Source organism: Pseudomonas sp. P4795 (assembly GCF_048822895.1).
Classification (GTDB): Bacteria; Pseudomonadota; Gammaproteobacteria; order Pseudomonadales; family Pseudomonadaceae; genus Aquipseudomonas.
The window spans coordinates 69880-92219 of sequence record NZ_JBMFBT010000007.1 but is presented as its reverse complement, the minus strand read 5'-3'; the positions used below and the strand labels follow the sequence as shown (position 1 = coordinate 92219).

Annotated in this window: 21 protein-coding genes; 11 read left to right on the top strand and 10 right to left on the bottom strand. The window is 59.1% G+C overall.

The genetic code is table 11. The features are described 5' to 3' along the window. Positions 1–7: 7 nt before the first annotated feature. On the bottom strand, positions 8–1522 hold the full coding sequence (gene betC, locus ACOI8A_RS20630) for a choline-sulfatase (RefSeq protein ID WP_420650048.1): 1515 nt from the start codon (positions 1520–1522) through the stop codon (positions 8–10). A gap of 114 nt (positions 1523–1636) precedes the next feature. On the opposite strand from betC, the gene ACOI8A_RS20625 reads away from it, so the two are divergent. Further along, on the top strand, positions 1637–2572 hold the full coding sequence (locus ACOI8A_RS20625; protein WP_420650047.1) for a choline sulfate utilization transcriptional regulator: 936 nt from the start codon (positions 1637–1639) through the stop codon (positions 2570–2572). On the opposite strand, the gene ACOI8A_RS20620 is transcribed toward ACOI8A_RS20625, so the two are convergent. From ACOI8A_RS20620 to ACOI8A_RS20605, 4 genes are all read right to left on the bottom strand, one after another. Beyond that, a complete protein-coding gene (locus ACOI8A_RS20620) occupies positions 2561–3226 on the bottom strand; it encodes an NAD(P)-dependent oxidoreductase (protein WP_420650046.1) in 666 nt (221 codons plus the stop codon). The genes ACOI8A_RS20625 and ACOI8A_RS20620 overlap by 12 nt on opposite strands. A 123-nt stretch (positions 3227–3349) precedes the next feature. Further along, entirely contained in the window at positions 3350–3751 is a 402-nt protein-coding gene (locus tag ACOI8A_RS20615) for a GFA family protein (RefSeq protein ID WP_420650045.1), read from the bottom strand. A 14-nt stretch (positions 3752–3765) separates the two neighbouring features. Continuing rightward, on the bottom strand, positions 3766–4272 hold the full coding sequence (locus ACOI8A_RS20610; protein WP_420650044.1) for a hypothetical protein: 507 nt from the start codon (positions 4270–4272) through the stop codon (positions 3766–3768). Further along, entirely contained in the window at positions 4269–5282 is a 1014-nt protein-coding gene (locus ACOI8A_RS20605; RefSeq protein ID WP_420650043.1) for an AAA family ATPase, read from the bottom strand. Before ACOI8A_RS20605 ends, ACOI8A_RS20610 begins: the two co-directional genes overlap by 4 nt. A 414-nt stretch (positions 5283–5696) precedes the next feature. On the opposite strand from ACOI8A_RS20605, the gene ACOI8A_RS20600 reads away from it, so the two are divergent. From ACOI8A_RS20600 to ACOI8A_RS20560, 9 genes are all read left to right on the top strand, one after another. Next, positions 5697–7004 carry a CitMHS family transporter gene (locus ACOI8A_RS20600; protein ID WP_420650042.1) on the top strand — a complete coding sequence of 436 codons (1308 nt, stop codon included), beginning with the start codon at positions 5697–5699 and terminating at the stop codon, positions 7002–7004. An 83-nt stretch (positions 7005–7087) separates the two neighbouring features. Then, a complete protein-coding gene (locus ACOI8A_RS20595) occupies positions 7088–7855 on the top strand; it encodes a TerC family protein (protein ID WP_420650041.1) in 768 nt (255 codons plus the stop codon). Between the two features lie 306 nt (positions 7856–8161). Next, positions 8162–9820 (top strand): Na/Pi cotransporter family protein, encoded by a 1659-nt coding sequence (locus tag ACOI8A_RS20590; RefSeq protein ID WP_420650040.1) that lies wholly within the window; start codon positions 8162–8164, stop codon positions 9818–9820. A 177-nt stretch (positions 9821–9997) separates the two neighbouring features. Then, positions 9998–11386 (top strand): M16 family metallopeptidase, encoded by a 1389-nt coding sequence (locus tag ACOI8A_RS20585; RefSeq protein ID WP_420650039.1) that lies wholly within the window; start codon positions 9998–10000, stop codon positions 11384–11386. A 155-nt stretch (positions 11387–11541) separates the two neighbouring features. Continuing rightward, positions 11542–12570 carry a DUF5924 family protein gene (locus tag ACOI8A_RS20580; RefSeq protein WP_420650038.1) on the top strand — a complete coding sequence of 343 codons (1029 nt, stop codon included), beginning with the start codon at positions 11542–11544 and terminating at the stop codon, positions 12568–12570. Between the two features lie 55 nt (positions 12571–12625). Beyond that, positions 12626–13774, top strand: coding sequence for an MlaE family lipid ABC transporter permease subunit (locus ACOI8A_RS20575; protein WP_420650037.1), 1149 nt, complete (start codon positions 12626–12628; stop codon positions 13772–13774). After that, on the top strand, positions 13771–14574 hold the full coding sequence (locus ACOI8A_RS20570; RefSeq protein ID WP_420650036.1) for an ABC transporter ATP-binding protein: 804 nt from the start codon (positions 13771–13773) through the stop codon (positions 14572–14574). The genes ACOI8A_RS20575 and ACOI8A_RS20570 overlap by 4 nt, the downstream gene beginning before the upstream one ends. A 1-nt stretch (position 14575) precedes the next feature. Beyond that, on the top strand, positions 14576–15514 hold the full coding sequence (locus ACOI8A_RS20565) for an MlaD family protein (RefSeq protein ID WP_420650035.1): 939 nt from the start codon (positions 14576–14578) through the stop codon (positions 15512–15514). After that, positions 15511–16137: an ABC-type transport auxiliary lipoprotein family protein gene (locus ACOI8A_RS20560; protein ID WP_420650034.1), complete on the top strand. Its 627-nt coding sequence runs from the start codon at positions 15511–15513 to the stop codon at positions 16135–16137. The genes ACOI8A_RS20565 and ACOI8A_RS20560 overlap by 4 nt, the downstream gene beginning before the upstream one ends. Positions 16138–16211: 74 nt before the next feature. Here the strand turns inward: ACOI8A_RS20560 and ACOI8A_RS20555 are convergent, their stop codons facing one another. The 5 genes from ACOI8A_RS20555 to ACOI8A_RS20535 form a co-directional block, all read right to left on the bottom strand. Continuing rightward, positions 16212–17441: a nucleoside recognition domain-containing protein gene (locus ACOI8A_RS20555; protein ID WP_420650033.1), complete on the bottom strand. Its 1230-nt coding sequence runs from the start codon at positions 17439–17441 to the stop codon at positions 16212–16214. A 102-nt stretch (positions 17442–17543) separates the two neighbouring features. After that, positions 17544–18875, bottom strand: coding sequence for a glutamate/aspartate:proton symporter GltP (gene gltP / locus ACOI8A_RS20550; RefSeq protein WP_420650032.1), 1332 nt, complete (start codon positions 18873–18875; stop codon positions 17544–17546). A 701-nt stretch (positions 18876–19576) separates the two neighbouring features. After that, positions 19577–20041: an inhibitor of vertebrate lysozyme family protein gene (locus ACOI8A_RS20545; protein ID WP_420650031.1), complete on the bottom strand. Its 465-nt coding sequence runs from the start codon at positions 20039–20041 to the stop codon at positions 19577–19579. Between the two features lie 2 nt (positions 20042–20043). Next, entirely contained in the window at positions 20044–20208 is a 165-nt protein-coding gene (locus ACOI8A_RS20540) for a DUF1328 domain-containing protein (RefSeq protein WP_003380232.1), read from the bottom strand. 64 nt (positions 20209–20272) lie between these two features. After that, positions 20273–20557, bottom strand: a complete 285-nt coding sequence (locus tag ACOI8A_RS20535; RefSeq protein ID WP_420650030.1) for a hypothetical protein — start codon at positions 20555–20557, stop codon at positions 20273–20275. Between the two features lie 428 nt (positions 20558–20985). Here ACOI8A_RS20535 and algB point away from each other — a divergent pair, with 428 nt between their 5' ends. Next, positions 20986–22332, top strand: a complete 1347-nt coding sequence (algB, locus tag ACOI8A_RS20530) for a sigma-54-dependent response regulator transcription factor AlgB (protein WP_420650029.1) — start codon at positions 20986–20988, stop codon at positions 22330–22332. Positions 22333–22340: the final 8 nt, after the last annotated feature.

Genomic DNA, 22340 nt, shown 5'->3' with positions numbered 1-22340 from the left:
CTTCGCATTATTGGTTTTGGCAGGGTTGTGGATAACGTGCTTTGCGCTCCAGATCATCGAGGTCGATGTGGTTGCGCATGTACTGCTGACTGGCGTCCACCAGCGGCTGGTGATCCCAGCTCTTCAGCTTGCCGATGGTCAGCGCCTCGGCGACGAAACGCCGACGCCGTTGGCTTTCAAGCACATCGCGGTGAATGGCCGGGATGTCCCATTTGGCCCGCGCTTCGGCGAGAAAGTCGTCGAACAACTGGCGGTGCTGCGGCGACTGGCTGAGTTCCTCCAACTCACGCGGATCGTTGGCTACGTCGAAGAGTAGGCAAGGGTCGCTTTCGCTGTAGATAAATTTCCAGGCACCGCGCCGGATCATCATCAGCGGGCTGATCGTGCCTTCGGCCATGTATTCGCCGAACACTTCATCGTGCTCGCCCTGCCCTTGCAGGTGCGGCAGCAACGAGCGGCCGTCGAGCGGTAAGTTCGGCTCCAAGCTGCCGCCGGCGAGTTCGACGAAGGTTGGCAACAGGTCGGCCGTAGATACCGCGGCGCTGACCCGGCTCGCGGCGAATTGCCCAGGCGCACTGATCAACAGTGGTACGCGGGCGGCCATTTCGAACCAGTGCATTTTGTACCAGAGGCCTTTCTCGCCAAGCATGTCGCCGTGGTCACCTGAGAACACGATGATCGTGTCGTCGATCAGCCCGGTTTCTTCCAGCGTTTGCAGGAGCTTGCCGACGTTGGCGTCGATATAGCTGCAAGCGCCGAAGTAGGCGCGGCGCGCATCGCGGATCTTATCCACAGGCAACGGCTTGTCCCAGAGATCGTAGACTTTGAGTAAACGCTGGGAATGTGGATCGAGTGAATGTTGCTCCGGCGTCGTAGGCAGCGGGATATCCGCATCGTCGTACAAATCCCAGAACGCCTTGGGAATCGTGTACGGATCATGTGGGTGAGTCATCGAGACGGTCAGGCAGAAGGGTTGATCGCCGTCCTCACGGATGTGATCGAACAGGTATTGCTGGGCCTTGAACACCACCTCTTCGTCGAAATCCAGCTGATTGGTACGCACGCACGGCCCGGCCTGCAGCACCGAGGACATGTTGTGATACCAGCTCGGCCGCACGTCCGGCTCATCCCAGTTCACCGACCAGCCGTAATCGGCCGGGTAAATGTCGCTGGTCAGGCGTTCTTCATAGCCGTGCAACTGATCCGGGCCGCAGAAATGCATCTTGCCCGACAGCGCCGTGCGGTAGCCGAGACGGCGCAGATAGTGGGCGTAGGTCGGGATGTCGGCGGGGAAATCGGCGGCGTTGTCGTAAGCGCCGATCTTGCTCGGCAACTGGCCGCTGACCAGGGTAAAACGCGACGGCGCGCACAGTGGACTGTTGCAATAGGCGGCGTCGAACACCACGCCTTGTGCGGCCAGGCGGCTCAGATTGGGTAGTTTGATAGGTGACGGGCCGTAGATCGGCAACATTGGCGCGGCCATTTGATCGGCCATGATGAAGAGGATGTTCTTGCGCTTCATGTGATCGCGGCATTCCATAGTGAATATTTATGCGATATTGCTTCGATCGAGCATGGAGTCCATGCTCTACCCGGTAAAGCCCGCGCCGGGCAATGACTAGGATAAGCACAGCTTATGTATGAAGCCCTTGGCGATTTATCGCTGGATCTGCTGCGCGCCTTCGAGGCAGCGGCCCGTCAGCGCAGCTTCACCGCAGCGGCGGTCGAGCTGGGCACCACGCAACCGGCGATCAGTCAGCAGATCAAACGCCTGGAGGAACAGCTCGGCACGCGGCTGTTTGACCGGATCTATCGTGGCATCGAATTGACTGAGGTCGGCGCGCTGCTATTTGAGCAAGTTAGCCTCGGTTTGCAGAATATCGACGCAGGATTGAGTGCGATCAGTACACAAGAGCAACATGAGGTGCTGCAAGTTGCCACCGATTTTGCGTTTGCCGCGTATTGGCTGATGCCGCGTCTCCACCGTTTTCACGAGGCCAACCCGCAGGTTGATGTGAGCCTGGTCACCAGCGAACGCAATCACAACATGCTGCGCACTGACATCGATGTGGCAATCCTGTTCGGCGACGGGCGCTTCAAGCAGGGGGAAAGCCACTGGCTGTTCAGCGAAGAAGTGTTTCCGGTGTGCAGCCCGCAATTGCTCAAGGAGCGCGCCCTGCCCTTGCCGGCTCAGGCACTGCTGGAGTTTCCGCTGCTGCATCTGCGTGGCGAGAACAGCAGCAACTGGTTTGACTGGAGTGGCGTGTTCCGCGAGCTCGGCATCGCCACCCCGCCAGCGCCGGGGCAATTGCGTTTCGACAATTACACGCTGTTGATCCAAGCGGCGATTGGCGGCCAAGGCGTGGCGATTGGTTGGCGGCACCTTGTGGATAACTTGCTCAGCCAAGGGTTGCTGGTGCGGCCGATAGCGCAAACAACGCTGTCACGCCTTGGTTATTACGTGGTGCTGCCACAGCGCAAGCGACGCGGAGTGTTGATTCAGCAGTTTGTGGATTGGCTGATGGCGGAGCAGGCGAGCAGCGCCGCAGGCTGCGATCCTTTAGCTATCTGAAGCAGCCACAAAACTCACATGTTCACCCACATGCAAATTCAACCGCAGCTCATCCGCAATCCCCACCGCCACCCGTTGCAATCGCTCGAGCGGCTCGGCCAACCCCGGCTCAAGCGAACTGCTGACCTGACTGAAATGCTCAATCGTCAGCCCCGCCACGCCGCGCGGCGCATTCACCAGCGTCCAGTGCAGCGGGCTGCTTTGCAGCGCTTCGCGGATTTCCTCGGCGGCGTGGCGCTGCAGGCGATCATCCAGTTCCGGTTCATCCAGCGCTTCGAATTCGCCGACCACAAACAACCGCGCAACACTCGCCGCTTGCAGGCCGTCGATCAACGCATCCACCGCCAGCACCTGCTCGACCGGCCCGAGCACTACGGATTTTTCAATGTGCTCGCTGTTGAACGGCAAGCCCGGCGCATTCAACAGACAAATTACTGCCGAGCTGCCGGCGACACTTTGATTGACTCGCTCGGCATCAAACAGATCGCCACTCTTGGTGCGCAATCCGGGGCGTGGCGCGAGGGCGGTCAGGTCGTCGAGGATGGCGATGACTTCATGCTGGCGGCGCAGCAGTTCAGCCATCAACGCACTGCCGAGGCTACTCCTGGCACCGTAGAGCACCACTTTCACCGCCGGGGTTTCGGCATTTTTCATGGCTGAGGTCCCTTTTATTGTCCCTTGTATGGTGTGTGACACACGGGCAATGCCGAGGGTTCGAACCGATTCGCAGGCGTTGCAATGCACAGGGTGCGACCGCTGGACCTGTCTATATTTTGATCAAAGCGTTTCTTCAGGCTCACCAGGCAAGTGCTCATCCAGATGCAGCCAGGGCAATTGGCTGTCAGTCCAGATATGCCGCTCGGCCGGCGCCTGCTCCGGGTGATCGAGCGTGGCGATGGTCAGGTCGATACTTTCGGGACTGAGCAATGTCACCAGCGCCAGTTGCGCGCCGCAGTTCGGGCAGAAGAACCGCGCGCAGCTGTTCGACGAGTCATAGCGCGACGGCGCCGCCGCCAACCATTGGAAATTCGCCGCCGGCACGGTGATCCATGTGGTGACTATGCCGCCACTTACGCGGCGGCAGATCGAGCAATGACAATGGGCAATGTCATGCAGCGCTCCGCTGAACTGATAACGAATATGTCCGCAGTGACAGCCACCGCTGTGCCGTATTGTCATGTTGCCTGGCCTTGCTAACTGATCAGGTTACGTGCGCGAGCCATTTCATCGTTTATGACGATTACCGACCCGGGTTTGAGCCCCAGAGTTTTAGCTAAAGAATTCATCGCTTTGTTCAATGCGTCCTGGAGGTTGACCATCCATTCTTTCGGAAAAGAGTTGATGACCAGAATGCATTTGATTCCACAGTTTTCAAGGTCCAGATCCAGAAAATCCGCAGATAAGTATTCTTCACTACCAGTGTGACGCTTGAGGCAGGCGGCGATGGTCAGCTGTACCGAGTTTGTAAATTTTTGCCGAATTTCTTCGACAAAAATCGTAGTTTCTTTGGGGGCGCTTGATTTGGCCTCGATAAACCAAGCTTCCTGGGGTTTATTTGCAAAATCTCGCAGCAGAACAAACTCAGTAAGCTTCAGTCCTTCCCCGAGGGATTTGGCTAAGGGGCTGGTTTCGATCGGAAATAGCTTCTTTTCAGGAAAAGGCCCAAAATTCATCCCTGACTCTTTGATTGAAATAGTCATCCCAAGGCCAACTCCACTTCCTCTTCATACAGGCGGATTGATTCGTCGACGATGGGGTTGTCCGGCATGCCTTTGAGCAGATCATCACTTAACCATTCGCCTTCACGCGATGACAAAACCGGGATCGACATGTTTTGCTTTTGAGCTGCCAGATACAGGGCTTTGATGACGAAGTACGAGTGACTCGCAATGAAAAATTGAATTCCGTTCTCCGCAAGAGAGACGATGATATCGATCAATTTAGTGATCGCCACCGGATGCAGTGCGGATTCCGGTTCATCAATGAAAATAATGGAGTCTTTGGTGAGGTATCGATTACCCAGCAGCGTGTCGAGAATGGCGATTTTCTTGATGCCCTCTGCGGTCGAACCGATCTGGAATTTTTGGTTACCCTTTTTGAACTGCCAGCGATTTGCGCTGCTGTCGAACTCGACTTTGCCACCGAACATGTCTTCAAGACTGCTACGTGCCTTCACGAAGTGCGCATGATTTTTACCTTTAGTCGGCATAAGACGCAGCGCTTTGGCCAAGTCGTAGTAGGTATCGTCGAACCCGAAGTCCTTGTCGACATCACGGCTCTTTAAAATAATGTGCTGTAGAGAGAGCACTTCTTTAGGGGGCAAAAAGATGGAGTTGCTGTCTTGCGGCGGGACGTGGCTTTCCAGCGTTGCAATATTCTTTGTGGTGTCTTTGCCGAACCCGAACCGAAATTCACGTGCATCTACTTTCACCTTGCAGGCTAATGGCCCATCGGCACTCTTAGTGACCAGGTCACCAATCTTGTCCGCCTGAAAGGTCCAATAAAGTTTGTCGGCCAGAATTTCCGCAGCTGAACGCTGCTCGTTGCCCCGCTGATATTCTTCGAGGGTTCGCATCGTGCAATAAAGTGTCTTAAGCAAAAATGTTTTGCCGCTACTGTTTGCGCCGATGACCAGATTCAAGTTTGAGAGCTTGCTCCAGCGGACTCGTTGTAAAGGACCGAAATTGTCTAGTTCAACACTGTTGATCATTGGTTGGAGCTCCTCTCAAGCTTTGCAATGGGCGCAAGCCTAGCATTGCGAACTCCTTCCATACAGCGGCGGGCATGGCCCTTCAATATCTACGGAAGGGTCTTACGACCCTTTTCCATCCCGTGCCTATTTCTTGCGAGAAACTGGATGAGCCTTCCGTCAGACCTGTCACCATCGAAAGGTAGCTGAAAGGTTCCCCGATTAGGATCGCCCAACTACCGGCAACAGACCGGTTGGCCAATGCGCGTGATACCCCGCGCGCACGGTCCAATTAACAACAACAATGGTGATTCTGATGTCCTCTGCAACCCGCCTCCCTGCTGCAACTCCGCCCGTACGTCTCGTCCTCCCCGTTCTGCGCTGATCCCGTCCGATCTGCTCATTCCCTAGACGCGCTACGCCTGGAGTATTCCCATGCTGACTTTCCTTGGCTTCGCCATGGTCATCACGTTCATGTTCCTGATCATGACCAAGCGCCTGTCCGCGCTGATCGCTTTGATCATCATCCCGATTGTTTTTGCCCTGTTCGGTGGTTTTGCGCCGAAGATCGGTCCGATGATGCTCGAAGGCATCACCAAGCTTGCGCCGACCGGCGTGATGCTGATGTTCGCCATTCTGTATTTCGCCCTGATGATCGACTCCGGCCTGTTCGACCCGGCCGTGCGCAAGATCCTCAAACTGGTCAAGGGCGACCCGTTGAAAGTTTCGGTCGGTACTGCCGTTCTGGCACTCGTCGTTTCCCTTGATGGTGACGGCGCGACCACTTATATGATCTGCGTGGCCGCCATGTTGCCGCTGTACAGCCGCATCGGCATGAGCCCGCGGATCATGGCCGGTCTGATCATCCTCGCCGGTGGCGTGATGAACATGACCCCATGGGGCGGCCCCACCGCGCGCGCCGCCAGTGCGCTGCATGTGGACCCGTCGGACATCTTCGTACCGATGATCCCGGCGATGGCCGCCGGCGTGCTGGCGATTCTGGTGATCGCTTACTTCTACGGCAAACGTGAACGCGCGCGTCTGGGTGAGCTGCACCTGATCGGCGACGACATCGATCACAGTGAAATCAGCGTCTCGCAGTTCCCGGATGCGCGTCGTCCGAAACTGATCTGGTTCAACGGCGCCCTGACCCTCGGCCTGATGTGCACCCTGATCGCCGGCCTGCTGCCGCTGCCGGTGCTGTTCATGGTGGCGTTCAGTATCGCGATGATCGTCAACTACCCTTGTCTGCAACAGCAGAAGGATCGCGTCGCGGCTCACGCGGGTAGTGTGCTGGCAGTGGTCGGACTGATCTTTGCTGCCGGTATTTTCACCGGTATCCTGACCGGCACCGGCATGGTCGATGCGATGTCGAAGAGCCTGTTGGCAGTGATCCCGGATTTCCTCGGCCCGTACCTGGCCGTGATCACGGCGCTGGTGAGCATGCCGTTCACCTTCTTCATGTCCAACGATGCGTTCTACTACGGCGTGTTGCCGGTCCTGGCCGAAGCCGCCAGCCACTACGGAATCACCGCGGTGGAAATGGCCCGTGCCTCGATCGTCGGTCAGCCCGTCCACTTGCTGAGCCCGTTGGTGCCATCGACCTATCTGTTGGTCGCCCTGGCTGGCATTGATTTTGGTGACCACCAGCGATTCACCCTGAAATGGGCGATTCTGGTTTGTATCTGCATCCTGATTGCTGCACTGCTGCTGGGGACTTTCCCGCTGTTCAGCACTCTATAACTCAAGACTCACCGCTCGGGTTCTGCCTTCGTTGTTTGAAGTCAGAACCTTTTGCGGTTTAACAACTGCTCAAAGGAATACACATGGAATGGCTGACCAACCCTGAAATCTGGGTTGCCTTCTTCACCCTGACTGCCCTGGAAATCGTGCTGGGCATCGACAACATCATCATGATTTCGATCCTGGTCAGCCGCATGCCCAAGCACATGCAGCAGCGCACCCGGATCTTCGGTCTGGCGCTGGCCATGATCACGCGAATCCTGTTGCTGCTCTCGATCACCTGGGTCATGCGCCTCACCGCCGACCTGTTCGAAGTGTTCGGCCAGGGCATTTCCGGTCGCGACCTGATCCTGTTCTTCGGTGGCCTGTTCCTGCTGTGGAAAAGCTCGCAGGAGATGTACCACGCGCTGGAAGGCGAAGACGAAAGCGCCGACGGCCCATCGGGCAAGGGCGGCAACTTCCTCTACACGATCATCCAGATCGCGATCATCGACATCGTGTTCTCGCTGGACTCGGTGATCACTGCCGTGGGCATGGTTTCGCACGTGCCGGTCATGGTTGCGGCGATCATTGTGGCGGTACTGGTGATGATGCTGGCCGCGGGCAAGATCAGCGAGTTCATCGACAAGCACCCGTCGTTGAAAATGTTGGCGCTGTCGTTCCTGTTGGTAGTCGGCACCGTGCTGATTGCTGAAGCCTTCGGCGTGCACGTTCCCAAAGGCTACGTCTACTTCGCCATGGCGTTCTCGCTGGCGGTCGAAGCGATCAACATCAAGCTGCGCGGTGCGATGGCGAAAAAGCGTAAACAGCAGGATCCAGTGAAACTGCGCAAGGATATTCCGGGGCAGTAACCCGGAACATCAGCTACAAGACAAAACCTGTGGGAGCTGGCTTGCCAGCGATAGCGGAGTGTCAGCGACATCAATGTCTGCTGAACGCACGCCATCGCTGGCAAGCCAGACTCCCACAGGTTTTTTGTTGATTTCAGAATGTGCGGATGAACCGGTTTTCATGACAGTTTTGTTTCAATCGGCACTTTAGCTGTGCAATGCTGGCGCGCAGACCGTTAGCCAACTACAGCTTAAGTACACAAAGTAGAAAACGCGCGGCACCGTCAACTTGCCCCTCTGGGGCGCCTGCAATCACAGGGGGCCTGTATGCTCACCCTGCTCAATCTGCTCTCCGCCGTGGCCCTGCTGATCTGGGGCACGCACATCGTCCGAACCGGCATCCTGCGGGTCTACGGTTCCAATTTGCGCCATGTGATTGGCCAGAACATGTCCAAGCGTGGGCTCGCGTTCATTGCCGGCATCATCGTCACCGCGATGGTGCAGAGCAGCAACGCCACGGCCATGCTCGTCACCTCGTTTGTCGGCCAGGGCCTGATGGCGCTGACCCCGGCGCTGGCGACCATGCTCGGCGCCGACGTCGGTACGGCGCTGATGGCGCGGGTGCTGACGCTCGATCTGTCGTGGCTGTCGCCGCTGCTGATTTTCGTCGGGGTGATCTTCTTTCTGTCGCGCAAACAGACGCGGCTCGGGCAGATGGGGCGCGTCAGCATCGGGTTGGGCCTGATCATTCTCGCGCTGCAACTGATCGTCGAAGCCGCTGCGCCGATCACTCACGCCCAAGGGGTGAAGGTGATTTTCGCCTCGCTGACCGGCGACATCCTGCTCGACGCCTTGGTCGGCGCGTTGTTCGCGATGATTTCCTACTCAAGCCTGGCTGCGGTGTTGCTCACTGCGACTCTGGCCGGGGCTGCGGTGATCAGTCTGCCGGTGGCGATCGGTCTGGTGATCGGCGCCAATATCGGCAGCGGGATTCTGGCGTTCATGAGCACCAGCATGCAGAACGCCGCCGGTCGACAAGTGGCGCTCGGCAGTCTGTTGTACAAGCTGATTGGGCTGCTGCTGATCATCCCCGTGCTCGACCCGCTGGTGCACTGGATCGACAGCCTCGATTTCAGCCCGCAGGAAATGGTCATCGGCTTCCACTTGCTCTACAACACCACGCGATGCCTGATCTTGCTGCCCTCGGTTGGACCAATGGCGCGGCTGTGTGCCTGGTTGCTGCCGGAGCGCAGCGAGGTCAACGGCACGGCCAAACCGCGCCATCTCGATCTGACCGCGCTGCTCACACCGAGCCTGGCGCTGGCCAACGCGGCCCGGGAAACCCTGCGTCTGGGCGACCTGATCGACAACATGCTCGAAGCGATGCTCGATGTGCTGCACGGCAAGCAGACGGCGGTCACTCAGGAAATGCGCCGCATGACCGATGACGTGGAGGCGTTGTACAGCGCGATCAAACTGTATCTGGCGCAAATGCCACGCGAGGATCTCGGCGAGCGTGACAGTCGCCGCTGGGCCGAGATCATCGAGTTGGCGATCAACCTCAAACTCGCCAGCGATCTGATCGAACGCATGCTGCGCAAGGTGCAGCAGCAGAAGACTTCGCAGCGTCGTTCGTTCTCTGAGGTCGGGCTTGAAGAGCTGGCGGATCTGCACAGTCAGTTGATTGCCAACCTGCGGCTGGGTTTGTCGGTGTTTCTCAGCGCTGACACGGAAAGCGCCCGCCAGTTGCTGCGCGAAAAACGCCGTTTTCGCGCACAGGAACGGCGCTTGGCCCACGCGCATGTCAGCCGCTTGCAACGCAGGATCGTGCAGAGTATCGAGACCAGTTCGCTGCATCTGGAGCTGATTGCCGACATGAAGCGCTTGAATTCGCTGTTTTGCAGCAGTGCTTATGTGGTGCTGGAGACGGCTGATACGGGTGCACTGGCGGCGGATGATATGGCTGACATTACGCATTCGCCTTGAACGTCTGGGGCTGAGGTCAGTCAGTAACACAGAGTTCAGTCTCAAGGGCCCCATCGCTGGCAAGCCAGCTCCCACAGGGTTTTGTGAGCGCCGTAAATCCTTGTGGGAGCTGGCTTGCCAGCGATGGGGCCCTGACTGACAACACGGATCTCCAATTCAGCCGTATGGAAGCTCGTTATGCGTTGCCTGTTGTTCGCTTGTCTATTGCTCGGTTCCCTGCCCGCGTTTGCCCTGGATCGCTTTCAGGTCGAAGGCTATGCCCTGCCCAACGGCTTGCAGCTGATGCTCAAACCCGGCACCGAACGCGGGCATGTGGCGATCCGGCTGGTGGTCGGCGTCGGCCTCGATGACTTCGAGTGTGCTGATAAAGAGCTGCCGCACCTGCTCGAACACCTGCTGTTCAGCGGTATCGACGCCACTGGCGAAGGTGGCCTCGAAGAACGCATGCAAGCCCTCGGCGGCGACTGGAATGCCTTCACCAGCAACGCCGACACTACCTTCGTGATCGAAGCCCCGGCGAAAAACCAGCGCAAAGTCCTCGATCTGTTGCTGGCTCTGCTGACGCAAACCCGCATCGATGACAACGCGATCAACGCCGCCAAACGCGTGGTCGAACGCGAGGACGGCGGGCACTACACACGTCTGCAACGGTTCCTCGACCGCCAGGATCTGGGCCACACCGCGAGTAATCAACTGGCCGTTGAGCTGGGTCTGAAATGCCCGCAACGCGCCGAAGTCGGGGGCCTGACCCAGGAGCAACTGGAGAAAGTGCGCGCGGCCTGGTACGCGCCGAACAACATGACCCTGATCGTCGTCGGTGAACTCGACAAACTGCTGCCGGCCTATCTGGAACGTGCCTGGGGTGCGCTCGAAGCGGTCGATCCGAGCGAGCACCGTCCATTGCCGGACATCCGCGTCAGTGCCGCCCATGAGCGCACGCTGACGCGCGGCTTCATCGGCGACAGCGCCAAGCTGCACTGGCTGGTGCCGGAGCCGGTGCTGGAGGAACGGCACGACGAAACCTTCGACCTGCTCAAGGATTATCTGGACTGGGCGCTCTATCGCCAATTGCGCCTGCAACATGCACTGTCTTACGGGCCGTGGGCTGATCGACAGGTGTTCGGCGGTGTAGGTTTCATGAGCCTCAACGCTGACCTTGATCGGGATGACGTTGCCCAAGCTGAGCAGGTGCTCGAAGACCTCAAGGCAGATCTGCTGAAAAACGGGCTCGATCCTGAGACGTTCGCTCGCCTCAAACAGGCAGCCATCGCCCATCAGGCCTGGGCGGTGCAAGGCAACAGTGCCATGGCCGACTATTATTGGAGCGCGCTCGGTGACTACGATGACGGCCGTTTCGCCGATCCCGCCAGAGAGCTGCAAGGCGTGACGCTGGAAGCGGCGAACAAGGCCATGCGCGAGTTGCTGCTGCAACCGGGTTATTTGCGGATCGAAAAGCCGCTGCTCAGTGATGATCAAGTGCTGTGGCTGGCGGCGGGTGGTTTGGGCGTGTTGATCCTGCTCCTGCTCGGCTGGCGCCTGCACCACCGTCAACCAGCCAAACACTGACCTGTGGCGAGGGAGCTTGCTCCCGCTTGGGTGCGCAGCGCCCATAAAAATCCTGGGTCTGCTACGCAGCCCAGCGGGAGCAAGCTCCCTCGCCACAATGTCCTGCGGGAGGTACTCTGTCTGGGTTTTTTCCTAATGTGTAGCGAAGCGCCCAAATGTCCAAACTGACCCTGCTGATCCAGCGCATTCTCGAGCTTATGAAGCGCTATCCGGGGGTCATTGCGCTCGGTGGATTTATCTCCGGGGTCGGCAGTTTCATTCTGGTCGACCGGCAACAAGGGTTGGCGAGCTGGATCACCACGATCATGCTGCTGAGCTGGATCTGGCTGATGCTGGAAAACAGCCTGACCAAGCTGTTCACGCGGATCTTCAAACGCGAAATCCCGCCGCCGCTGCTGCGCTACGCGACGCAGATGATCCATCAGGAGAGCCTGTTTTTCGTCCTGCCGTTCTTCTTCATCACCACGACGTGGAACAGCGGCCAGCTATTCTTCACCGGGATGCTGTGCATCTCGGCACTGATTTCGATTGTCGACCCGCTTTACTACAAATGGCTGGCGCCACGGCGTTGGGCGTTTTTGGCGCTGCACACCCTGACGCTGTTCGCCGCCCTGCTCACCGCGCTGCCGGTGATCATGCACCTGACCACTGCGCAGAGTTTCAAATGGGCGCTGGGGATTGCCGTGGTGCTGTCGTTCCCGAGCCTGGCGTCGATCTTCCCGATCCGCACCGTGCGTAACGCCTTGGCGATCCTCTGTATCACGGTCGGCATCGGTGGCCTTGGTTGGGTGCTGCGCTCCTGGGTACCGCCAGCCACGTTGTGGATGACCGACGTGGCGATCAGCACGCAGTTGCAGGATCGCACCCCCGGCGCGAGCCTGGAGAAAGTCAGCGCCGAGCAGATTCGTGGCGGCGGGCTCTACGCCTACACCGCGATCAACGCGCCGCGCGGGCTGGACGAGCGGATTTATCACGTGTGGAAATTCAACGGCAAAGAGGTCGACCGTATCGCCCTCGACATCCACGGTGGGCGCAAGGAAGGTTACCGGGCGTGGACGCACAAGCAGAATTTCCCCGGCAACCCGGCGGGCAAATGGCAAGTGCGGGTACTGACCGAGGATGGTCAACTGATCGGCGTGCTGCGCTTCGAAGTGACCGACAGCACACCGATCAAAGAAAAGTAACCGGGTTCGTGCTATTACCTATGCCAGCGTAAACAGCCGAAAAAGCACGGAGCTTATGACCAGCAGCTCGATCACCGGTAGTGCCCAACTCGACACCTCGACCTCCCCTGCACAGCTTCGGGTTACCGGTGACTGGACGCTTGCGCATTACGCCGAGCTCAAGCGACTGAGCGCCACCCTGCGCGGGCAGTACGACGGCAACGCCGCCATCGACCTCAACGGCCTCGGCGCCCTCGATACCGCGGGTGCGTCGCTGCTGGTTGAATTGCTCGGCAGCGAGCGTCTGGGCAAATCCGCCGAACATCCCGATTGCACGATTTCCAATGCTGACCGCGCGCTGCTGCAAACCGTTTACCAGTCGATGACCGACTTCTGCGTGCCGGTCAGGGAAGCGGAAGTCAGCGTCAGCGTGCAGTTGCTGACGCGCATCGGTCGCGCCGTCGACACGGTCTGGCAAGACACCCTGCAACTGCTCGGCTTCGTTGGCCTGATCCTCGAAACCATCGCCCGTAATCTGTTCCGGCCCAAGCGTTGGCGCATTACGCCGATGGTCGCGCACATCGAACAGACCGGCCTCGATGCCGCGCCGATTGTGGCGCTGCTGACGTTTCTGGTCGGCGCGGTGGTGGCATTTCTCGGCGCGACCGTGCTGGCCAGTTTTGGCGCGAGTATCTTCACCGTGGATCTGGTTGGTTTCGCGTTCCTGCGTGAGTTCGGCGTGCTGCTTACCGCGATCCTGATGGCCGGCCGCACCGCCAGTGCCTTCACTGCGCAGATCGGTTCGATGAAGGCCAACGAGGAAATCGACGCGATCCGCACGTTGGGCCTCGACCCGATGGAGTTGCTGGTGGTGCCACGCGTGCTGGCGTTGCTGGTGGCGCTGCCGATGCTGACTTTTCTGGCGATGCTCTGCGGCATTATCGGCGGTGCGGTGGTGTGCGCGGTGTCGCTGGATATCTCGCCGGCGATGTTCCTCTCGCTGCTGCAATCGGACATTGGCATTCAGCACTTTCTGGTCGGGTTGGTGAAGGCGCCGATCTTCGCCTTCCTGATCGCGGCGATTGGTTGCCTGGAAGGCTTTAAAGTCAGCGGCAGCGCCGAATCGGTCGGAGCGCACACCACCTCCAGCGTGGTGCAGTCGATTTTCGTGGTGATCGTGCTCGACGCGGTAGCCGCGCTGTTCTTCATGGAGATGGGCTGGTGAGTCGTCTACCCCGTGCGCCCGCCGAGGCGGTGATCGAAGTCCGTGGCCTGTGTAATCGCTTTGGCAGCCAGAGTGTGCACGAAAACCTCGATCTGGATTTGTACAAAGGCGAGATTCTGGCTGTGGTCGGCGGCTCCGGCAGCGGCAAATCGGTGTTGCTGCGCAGCATCGTCGGTTTGCGTCGGCCCAGCGAGGGGATGGTCAAAGTGTTTGGCCAGAACCTGCCGAGCCTGTCCGAGCATGAGCGCTCGCTGATCGAACGACGCTTTGGCGTGCTGTTCCAGAAAGGCGCGCTGTTTTCTTCTTTGACGGTGACCGAGAACGTCGCCCTGCCCCTGATCGAACACGCCGGCCTGAGTCGCGAAGATGCCGAGCATCTCGCTGCAGTGAAACTGGCGCTGGCCGGGCTGCCGTTGTCGGCGGCGGACAAATACCCGGCGTCCCTGTCGGGCGGCATGATCAAGCGCGCAGCGCTGGCCCGCGCGTTGGCACTCGATCCGGATATCCTGTTTCTCGACGAACCGACGGCCGGCCTCGATCCGATTGGCGCGGCGCAGTTCGACCAATTGATCCTGACCCTGCGCGATGCGCTGGGCCTGAGCGTGTTTCTGGTGACCCACGACCTCGACACGCTCTACACCATCACCGACCGCGTGGCGGTGCTGGCGCAGAAGAAAGTGCTGGTGGCCGATGCCATCGACGTGGTCTCGGAAACCGACGACGCGTGGATTCACGAATACTTCCATGGCCCTCGCGGCCGCTCGGCGCTGGACGCCGCCAAACTGCTTAACGAGGTCTGACATGGAAACCCGAGCCCATCATGTATTGATCGGCCTGTTCACCGTGATTGTGGTGGCGGGCGCCCTGCTCTTCGGCCTGTGGCTGGCCAAGTCCAGCGTCGATACCGAGTTCAAGGATTACGACGTGGTCTTCAACGAGGCGGTCAGCGGTCTGTCCAAGGGCAGTTCGGTGCAGTACAGCGGGATCAAGGTTGGCGACGTAGTCAGTTTGCGCCTTGATCCGCAGGACCCGCGCCGGGTGCTGGCGCGGATTCGTCTGGGCGGCGACACGCCGGTCAAGGAAGACACCCAGGCCAAACTGGCCCTGACCGGGATCACCGGCACTTCGATCATCCAGCTCAGCGGCGGCACGCCACAAAGTCCTCAGCTCAAGGGCCACGACGGCAAGCTGCCGGTGATCGTCGCCTCGCCCTCGCCGATCTCGCGGCTGCTCAATGACAGCAACGACTTGATGAGCGGGATCAGCACGCTGCTGAATAACGCCAACCAGATGTTTTCCGCTGAGAACGTCACGCGCATCAGCGCCACCCTCGCCCATCTCGAACAGACCACGGGCGCGATCAACGACCAGCGCGGTGATCTGCGCCAAGCCATGCAGCAACTGGCGACGGTCGGTAAACAGGCTGGCAGCATGCTCGAACAGACCTCGGCGCTGATGCGCAACGCCAATGGCCTGCTCAACGATCAGGGCAAGCAAGCGCTGGGCAGTGCCGAGCAGGCGATGAAGTCGCTGGAACAGAGCAGCGCGACCATCAACGGCCTGCTGAGCAAGAATCAGAACTCTCTCGACAGCGGCATGCAGGGCCTCAATGGTCTGGCGCCGGCCGTGCGTGAACTGCGCGAAACGTTGTCTTCGCTGCGCGCCATCTCTCAACGTCTGGAGGCCAACCCGAGCGGTTACCTGCTGGGCAGTGACAAGAACAAGGAGTTCACGCCATGAAGCTGACGCACCTCGCCCTCCTCGCTGGCGTCACCCTGCTCGGTTCGTGTTCGATCCTGCCCAAGTCCGAGCCGCTGGATGTTTATCGCTTGCCGGTGGCTCAGGCGCCCGCCTTGGCCAGTTCGGCGGCGACTCAGCATTGGTCGCTGCGGTTGAACAAATTGCAGGCCAGCGAAGCGTTGAACCGGCCGACCATCGCGGTGATTCCGCAGGGTGATCTGCTCAGCAGCTACAAGGCTTCGCGCTGGAGCGATCCGGCGCCGGTGCTGCTGCGCAATCGGCTGCTCGACGGCTTTCAGCGTGACGGCCGGGTGACGCTGTTGAGTACCGACGACAGCAACTTTCAGGCGGATCTGGAACTGGGCGGTAATTTGCAGGCGTTTCAGACCGAATATCAGGGCACGCAGGCCGGCGTTGTGGTGCGCCTCGATGCGTTGCTGGTACGCGGCTACGACCAGCGCATCCTCGCCAGCCGCCGCTTCGAGGAACGCCAGCCGCTGAACGATGTGCAGGTGCCGGCGGTAGTTGCCGGGTTTGGCCAGGCGAGTGATCGTCTTACCGCGAAAGTCGTCGCTTGGGCGGTGGAGCAAGGGCAAAAAATTGCGCCCTCACCGCGCCCTTAAAGTCAGTTACCGCCTTTGTGGCGAGGGAGCAAGCTCCCTCGCCACAGGGGATCTGTTTGGCCAAAGGATTGTGATCAGCCGAAGAACCAGTAGCAGACCGCGATGGCGCCGATTACTCCGGCCAACTCGGCCAGCAACGCGCAACCCACCGCGTGCCGTGCGCGCTGAATGCCCACCGCACCGAAGTACACCGCCAGCACATAGAACGTGGTTTCGGTACTGCCCTGAATCGTCGCCGCCACCAGCGCCGGGAAGCTGTCGACACCAGAGGTTTTCATGGTTTCGATGAGCATCGCCCGCGCGGCGCTGCCGGAGAACGGTTTGACCATCGCGGTTGGCAGCGCATCGACGAACCGTGTGTCCCAGCCGGCCCATTCCACCAAGTGGCGGATGCCGTCCAGACCGAAGTCCAGCGCGCCCGACGCACGCAGCACACCGATCGCACAAAGCATCGCCACCAGATACGGCAGCAGATTCTTGGCGACGTCGAAGCCCTCTTTCGCGCCTTCGACGAACGCTTCGTAAACCTTGACCTTGCGCAGCGCGCCGATCACCAAAAACAGCATGATCAGCCCGAATAACGTGAGGTTGCCAAGGATCGACGACAGGCCCGCCAATGCTGTGGCCGACATGGTCGCCAGCAACGCCATGAAGCCGCCGAGGATCAGTGCGCCGGGAATCAGATACGCCAGCACCACCGGGTCCCACACCCGTAGGCGTTGCATGAACGCCACCGACAGGAAGCCGACGATGGTCGAGCAACTGGTCGCCAGCAGGATCGGCAGGAACACCAGCGTCGGATCCGGCGCGCCCTGCTGGGCGCGGTACATGAAGATCGTTACCGGCAGCAGCGTCAGGGATGAGGCATTGAGCACCAGAAACAGGATCTGCGCGTTGCTGGCGATGGTCGCGCTTGGATTGAGCTCTTGCAGGGCCTTCATGGCCTTCAGGCCGATCGGCGTGGCGGCGTTGTCCAGGCCCAGGCCGTTGGCGGCGAAGTTCAAGGTGATCAGCCCGAGCGCCGGGTGACCGGCCGGGACTTCCGGCATCAGCCGCAGAAACAGTGGCCCGAGCACTTTTGCCAACCAATCGACAATGCCGGCTTTCTCGGCAATCCGCAGAAAGCCCAGCCACAGGGTCAGCGTGCCGAACAGCAGGACCATGACTTCGACCGAGAGCTTGGCCATGGCGAAAATGCTTTCGACCATCGCCGCGAAGATCCCGGCGTTACCGCCGACCAGCCACTGCACGAGCGCCGACACGGCTGCCACGATGAAGAAGCCAAGCCACAGGCCATTAAGCATCAGTCAAATCCCCCGGAAGATGCGGCGAATGATAACGGGGTCGCCAGAAACGACAAACCCCGGATTTCTCCGGGGTTTGTCTGTGTGCCTAGAGGCAAGTGCTTAGTGCTTGGAAATCTCGCCAGCCGGCAGTTTTTCCTTGCTGCGCCAGTGCGGCAGGGAGTTCCAGTAGCGCTCGCCCTTGGCGTCGTCGTACATGCCTTCCCAGCGCGAGATGACCAGCACGGCCAGGGCGTTGCCGATCACGTTCAGTGCGGTACGCGCCATGTCCATGATGCGGTCGACACCGGCGATGAACGCCAGGCCTTCCAGCGGAATACCCACGCTGCCCAAGGTGGCCAGCAGCACCACGAAGGACACGCCCGGTACGCCGGCGATGCCTTTGGAGGTAACCATCAGCGTCAGTACCAGCAGCAATTGCTGGCTGATCGACAGGTCGATGCCGTACAGCTGCGCGATGAAAATTGCCGCGATGCTCTGGTACAGGGTCGAACCGTCGAGGTTGAACGAGTAACCGGTCGGTACCACGAAGCTGCAAATGGCTTTCGGCGCGCCGTAGGCTTCCATCTTCTCGATCACACGTGGCAGCACGGTTTCCGACGAAGCGGTGGAGTACGCCAGCACCAGCTCATCCTTGAAGATGCGCATCAGCTTGAGCACCGAGAAGCCGAACAGCTTGGCGATCAGGCCCAGTACCACGAAGGCGAAGAAGGCGATGGCGACGTAAACCAGGATCACCAGTTTGGCCAGCGGCACCAGCGAGGCGAAGCCGAAGTTGGCCACGGTCACCGCGATCAGCGCGAACACACCGATTGGCGCGTAGTTCATGATCATGTGGGTGACTTTGAACATGCTCTCGGAAACGCCCTGGAACATCTTCACCAGCGGCTCGCGCAGGTCCGATTGCAGGCTCGACAGACCGAGACCGAACAACACGGAGAAGAAAATGATCGGCAGCATTTCGCCGCGGGCCATGGCCGCGAAGATGTTCGACGGGATCAGGTTGAGGATGGTTTCGATGAACGCGTGTTCATGCTGAACCTCGGCGGCCGTCGCCTGGTACTTGGAAATATCCACAGTGCCCAGGGTGCTCATGTCGATGCCGGTGCCCGGATGGAACACGTTGGCCAACACCAGACCTACCAGAATCGCGATGGTCGTGACGATTTCGAAGTAGATGATGGTCTTCAGGCCGATGCGCCCGAGCTTCTTGGCGTCACCGACACCGGCGATGCCGACGATCAGGGACGAGATGACGATCGGAATCACGATCATCTTGATCAGACGGATAAAGATATCGCCTGCTGGTTGCAGGACGTTGCTGATCCACCACGCCTTCTCGGCACTGAAGTGGTTGAGCAACGCACCAATTGCAATCCCCAATACCAGACCGATGAGGATCTGCCAGGCGAGGCTAAGCTTTGCCTTCTTCATATCTTTACCCTTACTTGCGTTTGACTCAGGCACATGCAGGAACTGGAACGCTTTCTAGCGGAAAAGTCTGTGCATCTGCCTCCGTATAAGGTGCCCCGGGACGCGCATTAGCGGCTCTCCGGCAGGCGAAAAAAGGCGCAACTATTCCGATGCAAGGTTGCGACGTCTAATGCCGTAAACGCCTACCCTATGCCGAATCGGCATGAGCTTTTTTAAACGAAACTGGCGTCCCAACCGGTTCGAATATGACATTTCGGCAGGCATAAGTGCCGTGAACCGGCCATTTCAGCGCAGGTTGGCTGATTTTTAAACAACTGAATTCAGTCCGAAATTTCGGAAAAAGCCTACATTCGAAGGCGAAAAGTCCGTCTGTTTAAATCGAAGCTTTCTCGATATACGGTCGCCACGAAACACTGCGAAATGTTTTCGTCGGCATTTTGCTTGTGAAAATTCTGAGCAGGACGCTCTAGATCAACGTTTTGTTCCGGCCAAGCCCTGCGCAAGTCCGTCTCACCACCTGGGGTGGGCGAACCTGCGGCGCAGCTTTTACCCTGACCCGGCCCTCAGCGCAGTCACTCCCTGTACCCGTAGGTCACTCCGACCCTGCAACAGTCAGAACATCCCGGCCCCATGGTCATGCGCCGGCCTTCATCGGGTGGGCGCAATGGAAAGCAGCGCAGGCGCTGCCCTCATGTTCAATCTCAGTACCACTTGGGATCTTTTTTCAACGTTTCCATCAACAGATCCTGCATGCCCTGATCGGGCTTGCCGAAGAACCGGTAGGTGGCATGTCGCGTCGGCGACTTGTCGGCGGGCAGAGCTTCAGGCACATCGACCAGCATGCCGTAGGCATCGTCCTTGTCGAAACTGAAGGCCACGATCAAGCGGTGGTTCAGGCACTTGTCGGCACTTTCGCAGAGCGGGCCGACCAGATACTTGTCACCGTCCTCAGTAACCGCATTCATCTGCTGTTCCGAGGTACCGGACAGGTTCATCACCCATTCCGGCAGGCGTTCTTCGTTCTTGACCACGCCTTGCCAGGTTTCGCGGTACTGCGGGTCGGTGTTCAGTATCTCGTTGACCCGCGTCTGGCCATCATTGGCCGCCATCGCCATGGCACTACCGCCCATAAGCAGGGCGGCTGCCAGTGTCTTTAAAGCACTCATGGTCAACCTCGACCGCGACGGCCAAAGAAGAACGACACAACGAACATCACCAGGAACACGACAAACAGGATCTTGGCGATACCCGTAGCGGTGCCCGCGATACCACCGAAGCCCAGTACTGCAGCGATGATGGCAATGATCAGGAAAGTGATTGCCCAACTCAACATGGTGATTCTCCTTGCTTCTATTTAGGGGTAGTGCTGGTCTCGACGCGGTTACGTCCAGATTCGGTTAAAAGACCCAGCGCTCTTCACGTGGCATGTCGCCCAGCGGCTGCGGCTGGTCGACGTCCATCATGCGCATCGAGGCGTTGTCCGCCTGAGTGCTGCTGACGGCGCTGAAGTGCTTCTGCGTGGTGTGCTGGATCGAGATCAAAGGCTCAGGCTGCTGGCTGTTTTCCCAGCGCAGGTACTGCTGACAAGCGATCAACGTGATCAACAATGCGAGTACAGCAAACAGGCCCTGCTGGATATGCAGTGGCGAGATACGCATTTGGGCGGCACGTTGGCGAGTCATCCTGAGTTCCTCACTCTTGTTCGGTTGGGGCAACTGTTGTTTTGCCCGGGCTGACATATGTATTGCAGCCTGCATGCCAGTTTTTTATTTAAAAAAACACCAATAAAATCAATGACTTGAATGTGATGCGCAAATCTTGCACGACGCATCCTGCACGATGGGTCGTTCGTGGTCGTGCGGATTGCACGATTATTTCTTAGGGGAATTGATTCTTTTTGAATTGAGGGCAGGGCGCGGATGTCAGAAAAGAACGCAGGCAATCGCCTGTAACTCGAAAATTGTTTAAAAAATCAACAAAATCAGCGTATTAGCCATGAGTGCATGAGAGGGCTACCCTCCAATGGCCAGAATCGTTCAGAATCAACCATGCAACTTGCCCGATTTTTCCGGGACTAACCCAGGACATTCACTTTTGGAGCGTAGGAAAAATGGAATCTGCCACTGAGCACCAAGGCCGCATTCTGCTGGTGGATGATGAATCCGCCATCCTGCGAACATTCCGTTACTGCCTTGAAGACGAAGGCTATACCGTCGCCACCGCCAACAGTGCGGCCCAGGCTGATGCGTTACTGCAGCGTCAGGTTTTCGATCTGTGCTTCCTCGATTTGCGTCTGGGTGAAGACAACGGTCTCGATGTATTGGCGCAGATGCGCATTCAGGCGCCGTGGATGCGTGTGGTGATCGTCACCGCGCACTCGGCGGTCGATACGGCGGTAGATGCGATCCAGGCGGGTGCCGCCGATTATCTGGTCAAGCCGTGCAGCCCAGACCAATTGCGTCTGGCCACCGCCAAGCAACTGGAAGTGCGCCAACTCTCGGCGCGCCTCGAAGCGCTGGAAGGCGAGATCCGCAAACCGAAGGACGGTCTCGATTCCCACAGCCCGGCGATGAAAGTCGTACTCGAAACGGCGCGGCAAGTCGCCGGCACCGACGCCAACATTCTGATCCTCGGCGAATCCGGCACAGGTAAAGGTGAACTGGCCCGTGCCATTCACGGCTGGAGCAAGCGCGAGAAGAAATCCTGCGTGACCATCAACTGCCCGTCGCTGACCGCTGAACTGATGGAAAGTGAACTGTTCGGTCACAGTCGCGGCGCATTTACCGGCGCCAGCGAAAGCACCTTGGGTCGAGTCAATCAGGCTGACGGCGGTACGCTGTTTCTCGACGAGATCGGCGATTTTCCCCTGACGTTGCAGCCAAAGTTACTGCGCTTCATTCAGGACAAAGAATACGAGCGGGTAGGCGATCCAGTGACCCGCCGGGCCGATGTGCGAATCCTCGCTGCGACCAACCTGAACCTTGAAGACATGGTGCGCGACGGGCGATTCCGTGAGGACTTGTTGTATCGCCTGAACGTCATCACCCTGCATCTGCCGCCGCTGCGTGAGCGGACCGAGGACATTCTTACCTTGGCCGACCGATTCCTCGCGCGTTTCGTCAAAGAATACGCGCGCCCGGCCCGAGGCTTCAGTGATGAAGCGCGAGAAGCCCTGTTGGGTTACCGCTGGCCGGGCAACATTCGCGAACTGCGCAACGTGGTCGAGCGCGCGAGCATCATCTGTCCGCAGGAACGCGTTGAGATCAGCCACCTCGGCATGGCCGAACAACCGGCCAATAACGCGCCACGGGTCGGCGCGGCGCTGAGTCTGGACGAGTTGGAGAAGGCGCACATCGGCGCGGTTCTGGCTACTGCCGGCACCCTCGATCAAGCCGCCAAGACCCTGGGTATTGACGCCTCGACGCTGTATCGCAAGCGCAAGCAGTACAACTTGTGAGCGCCCGC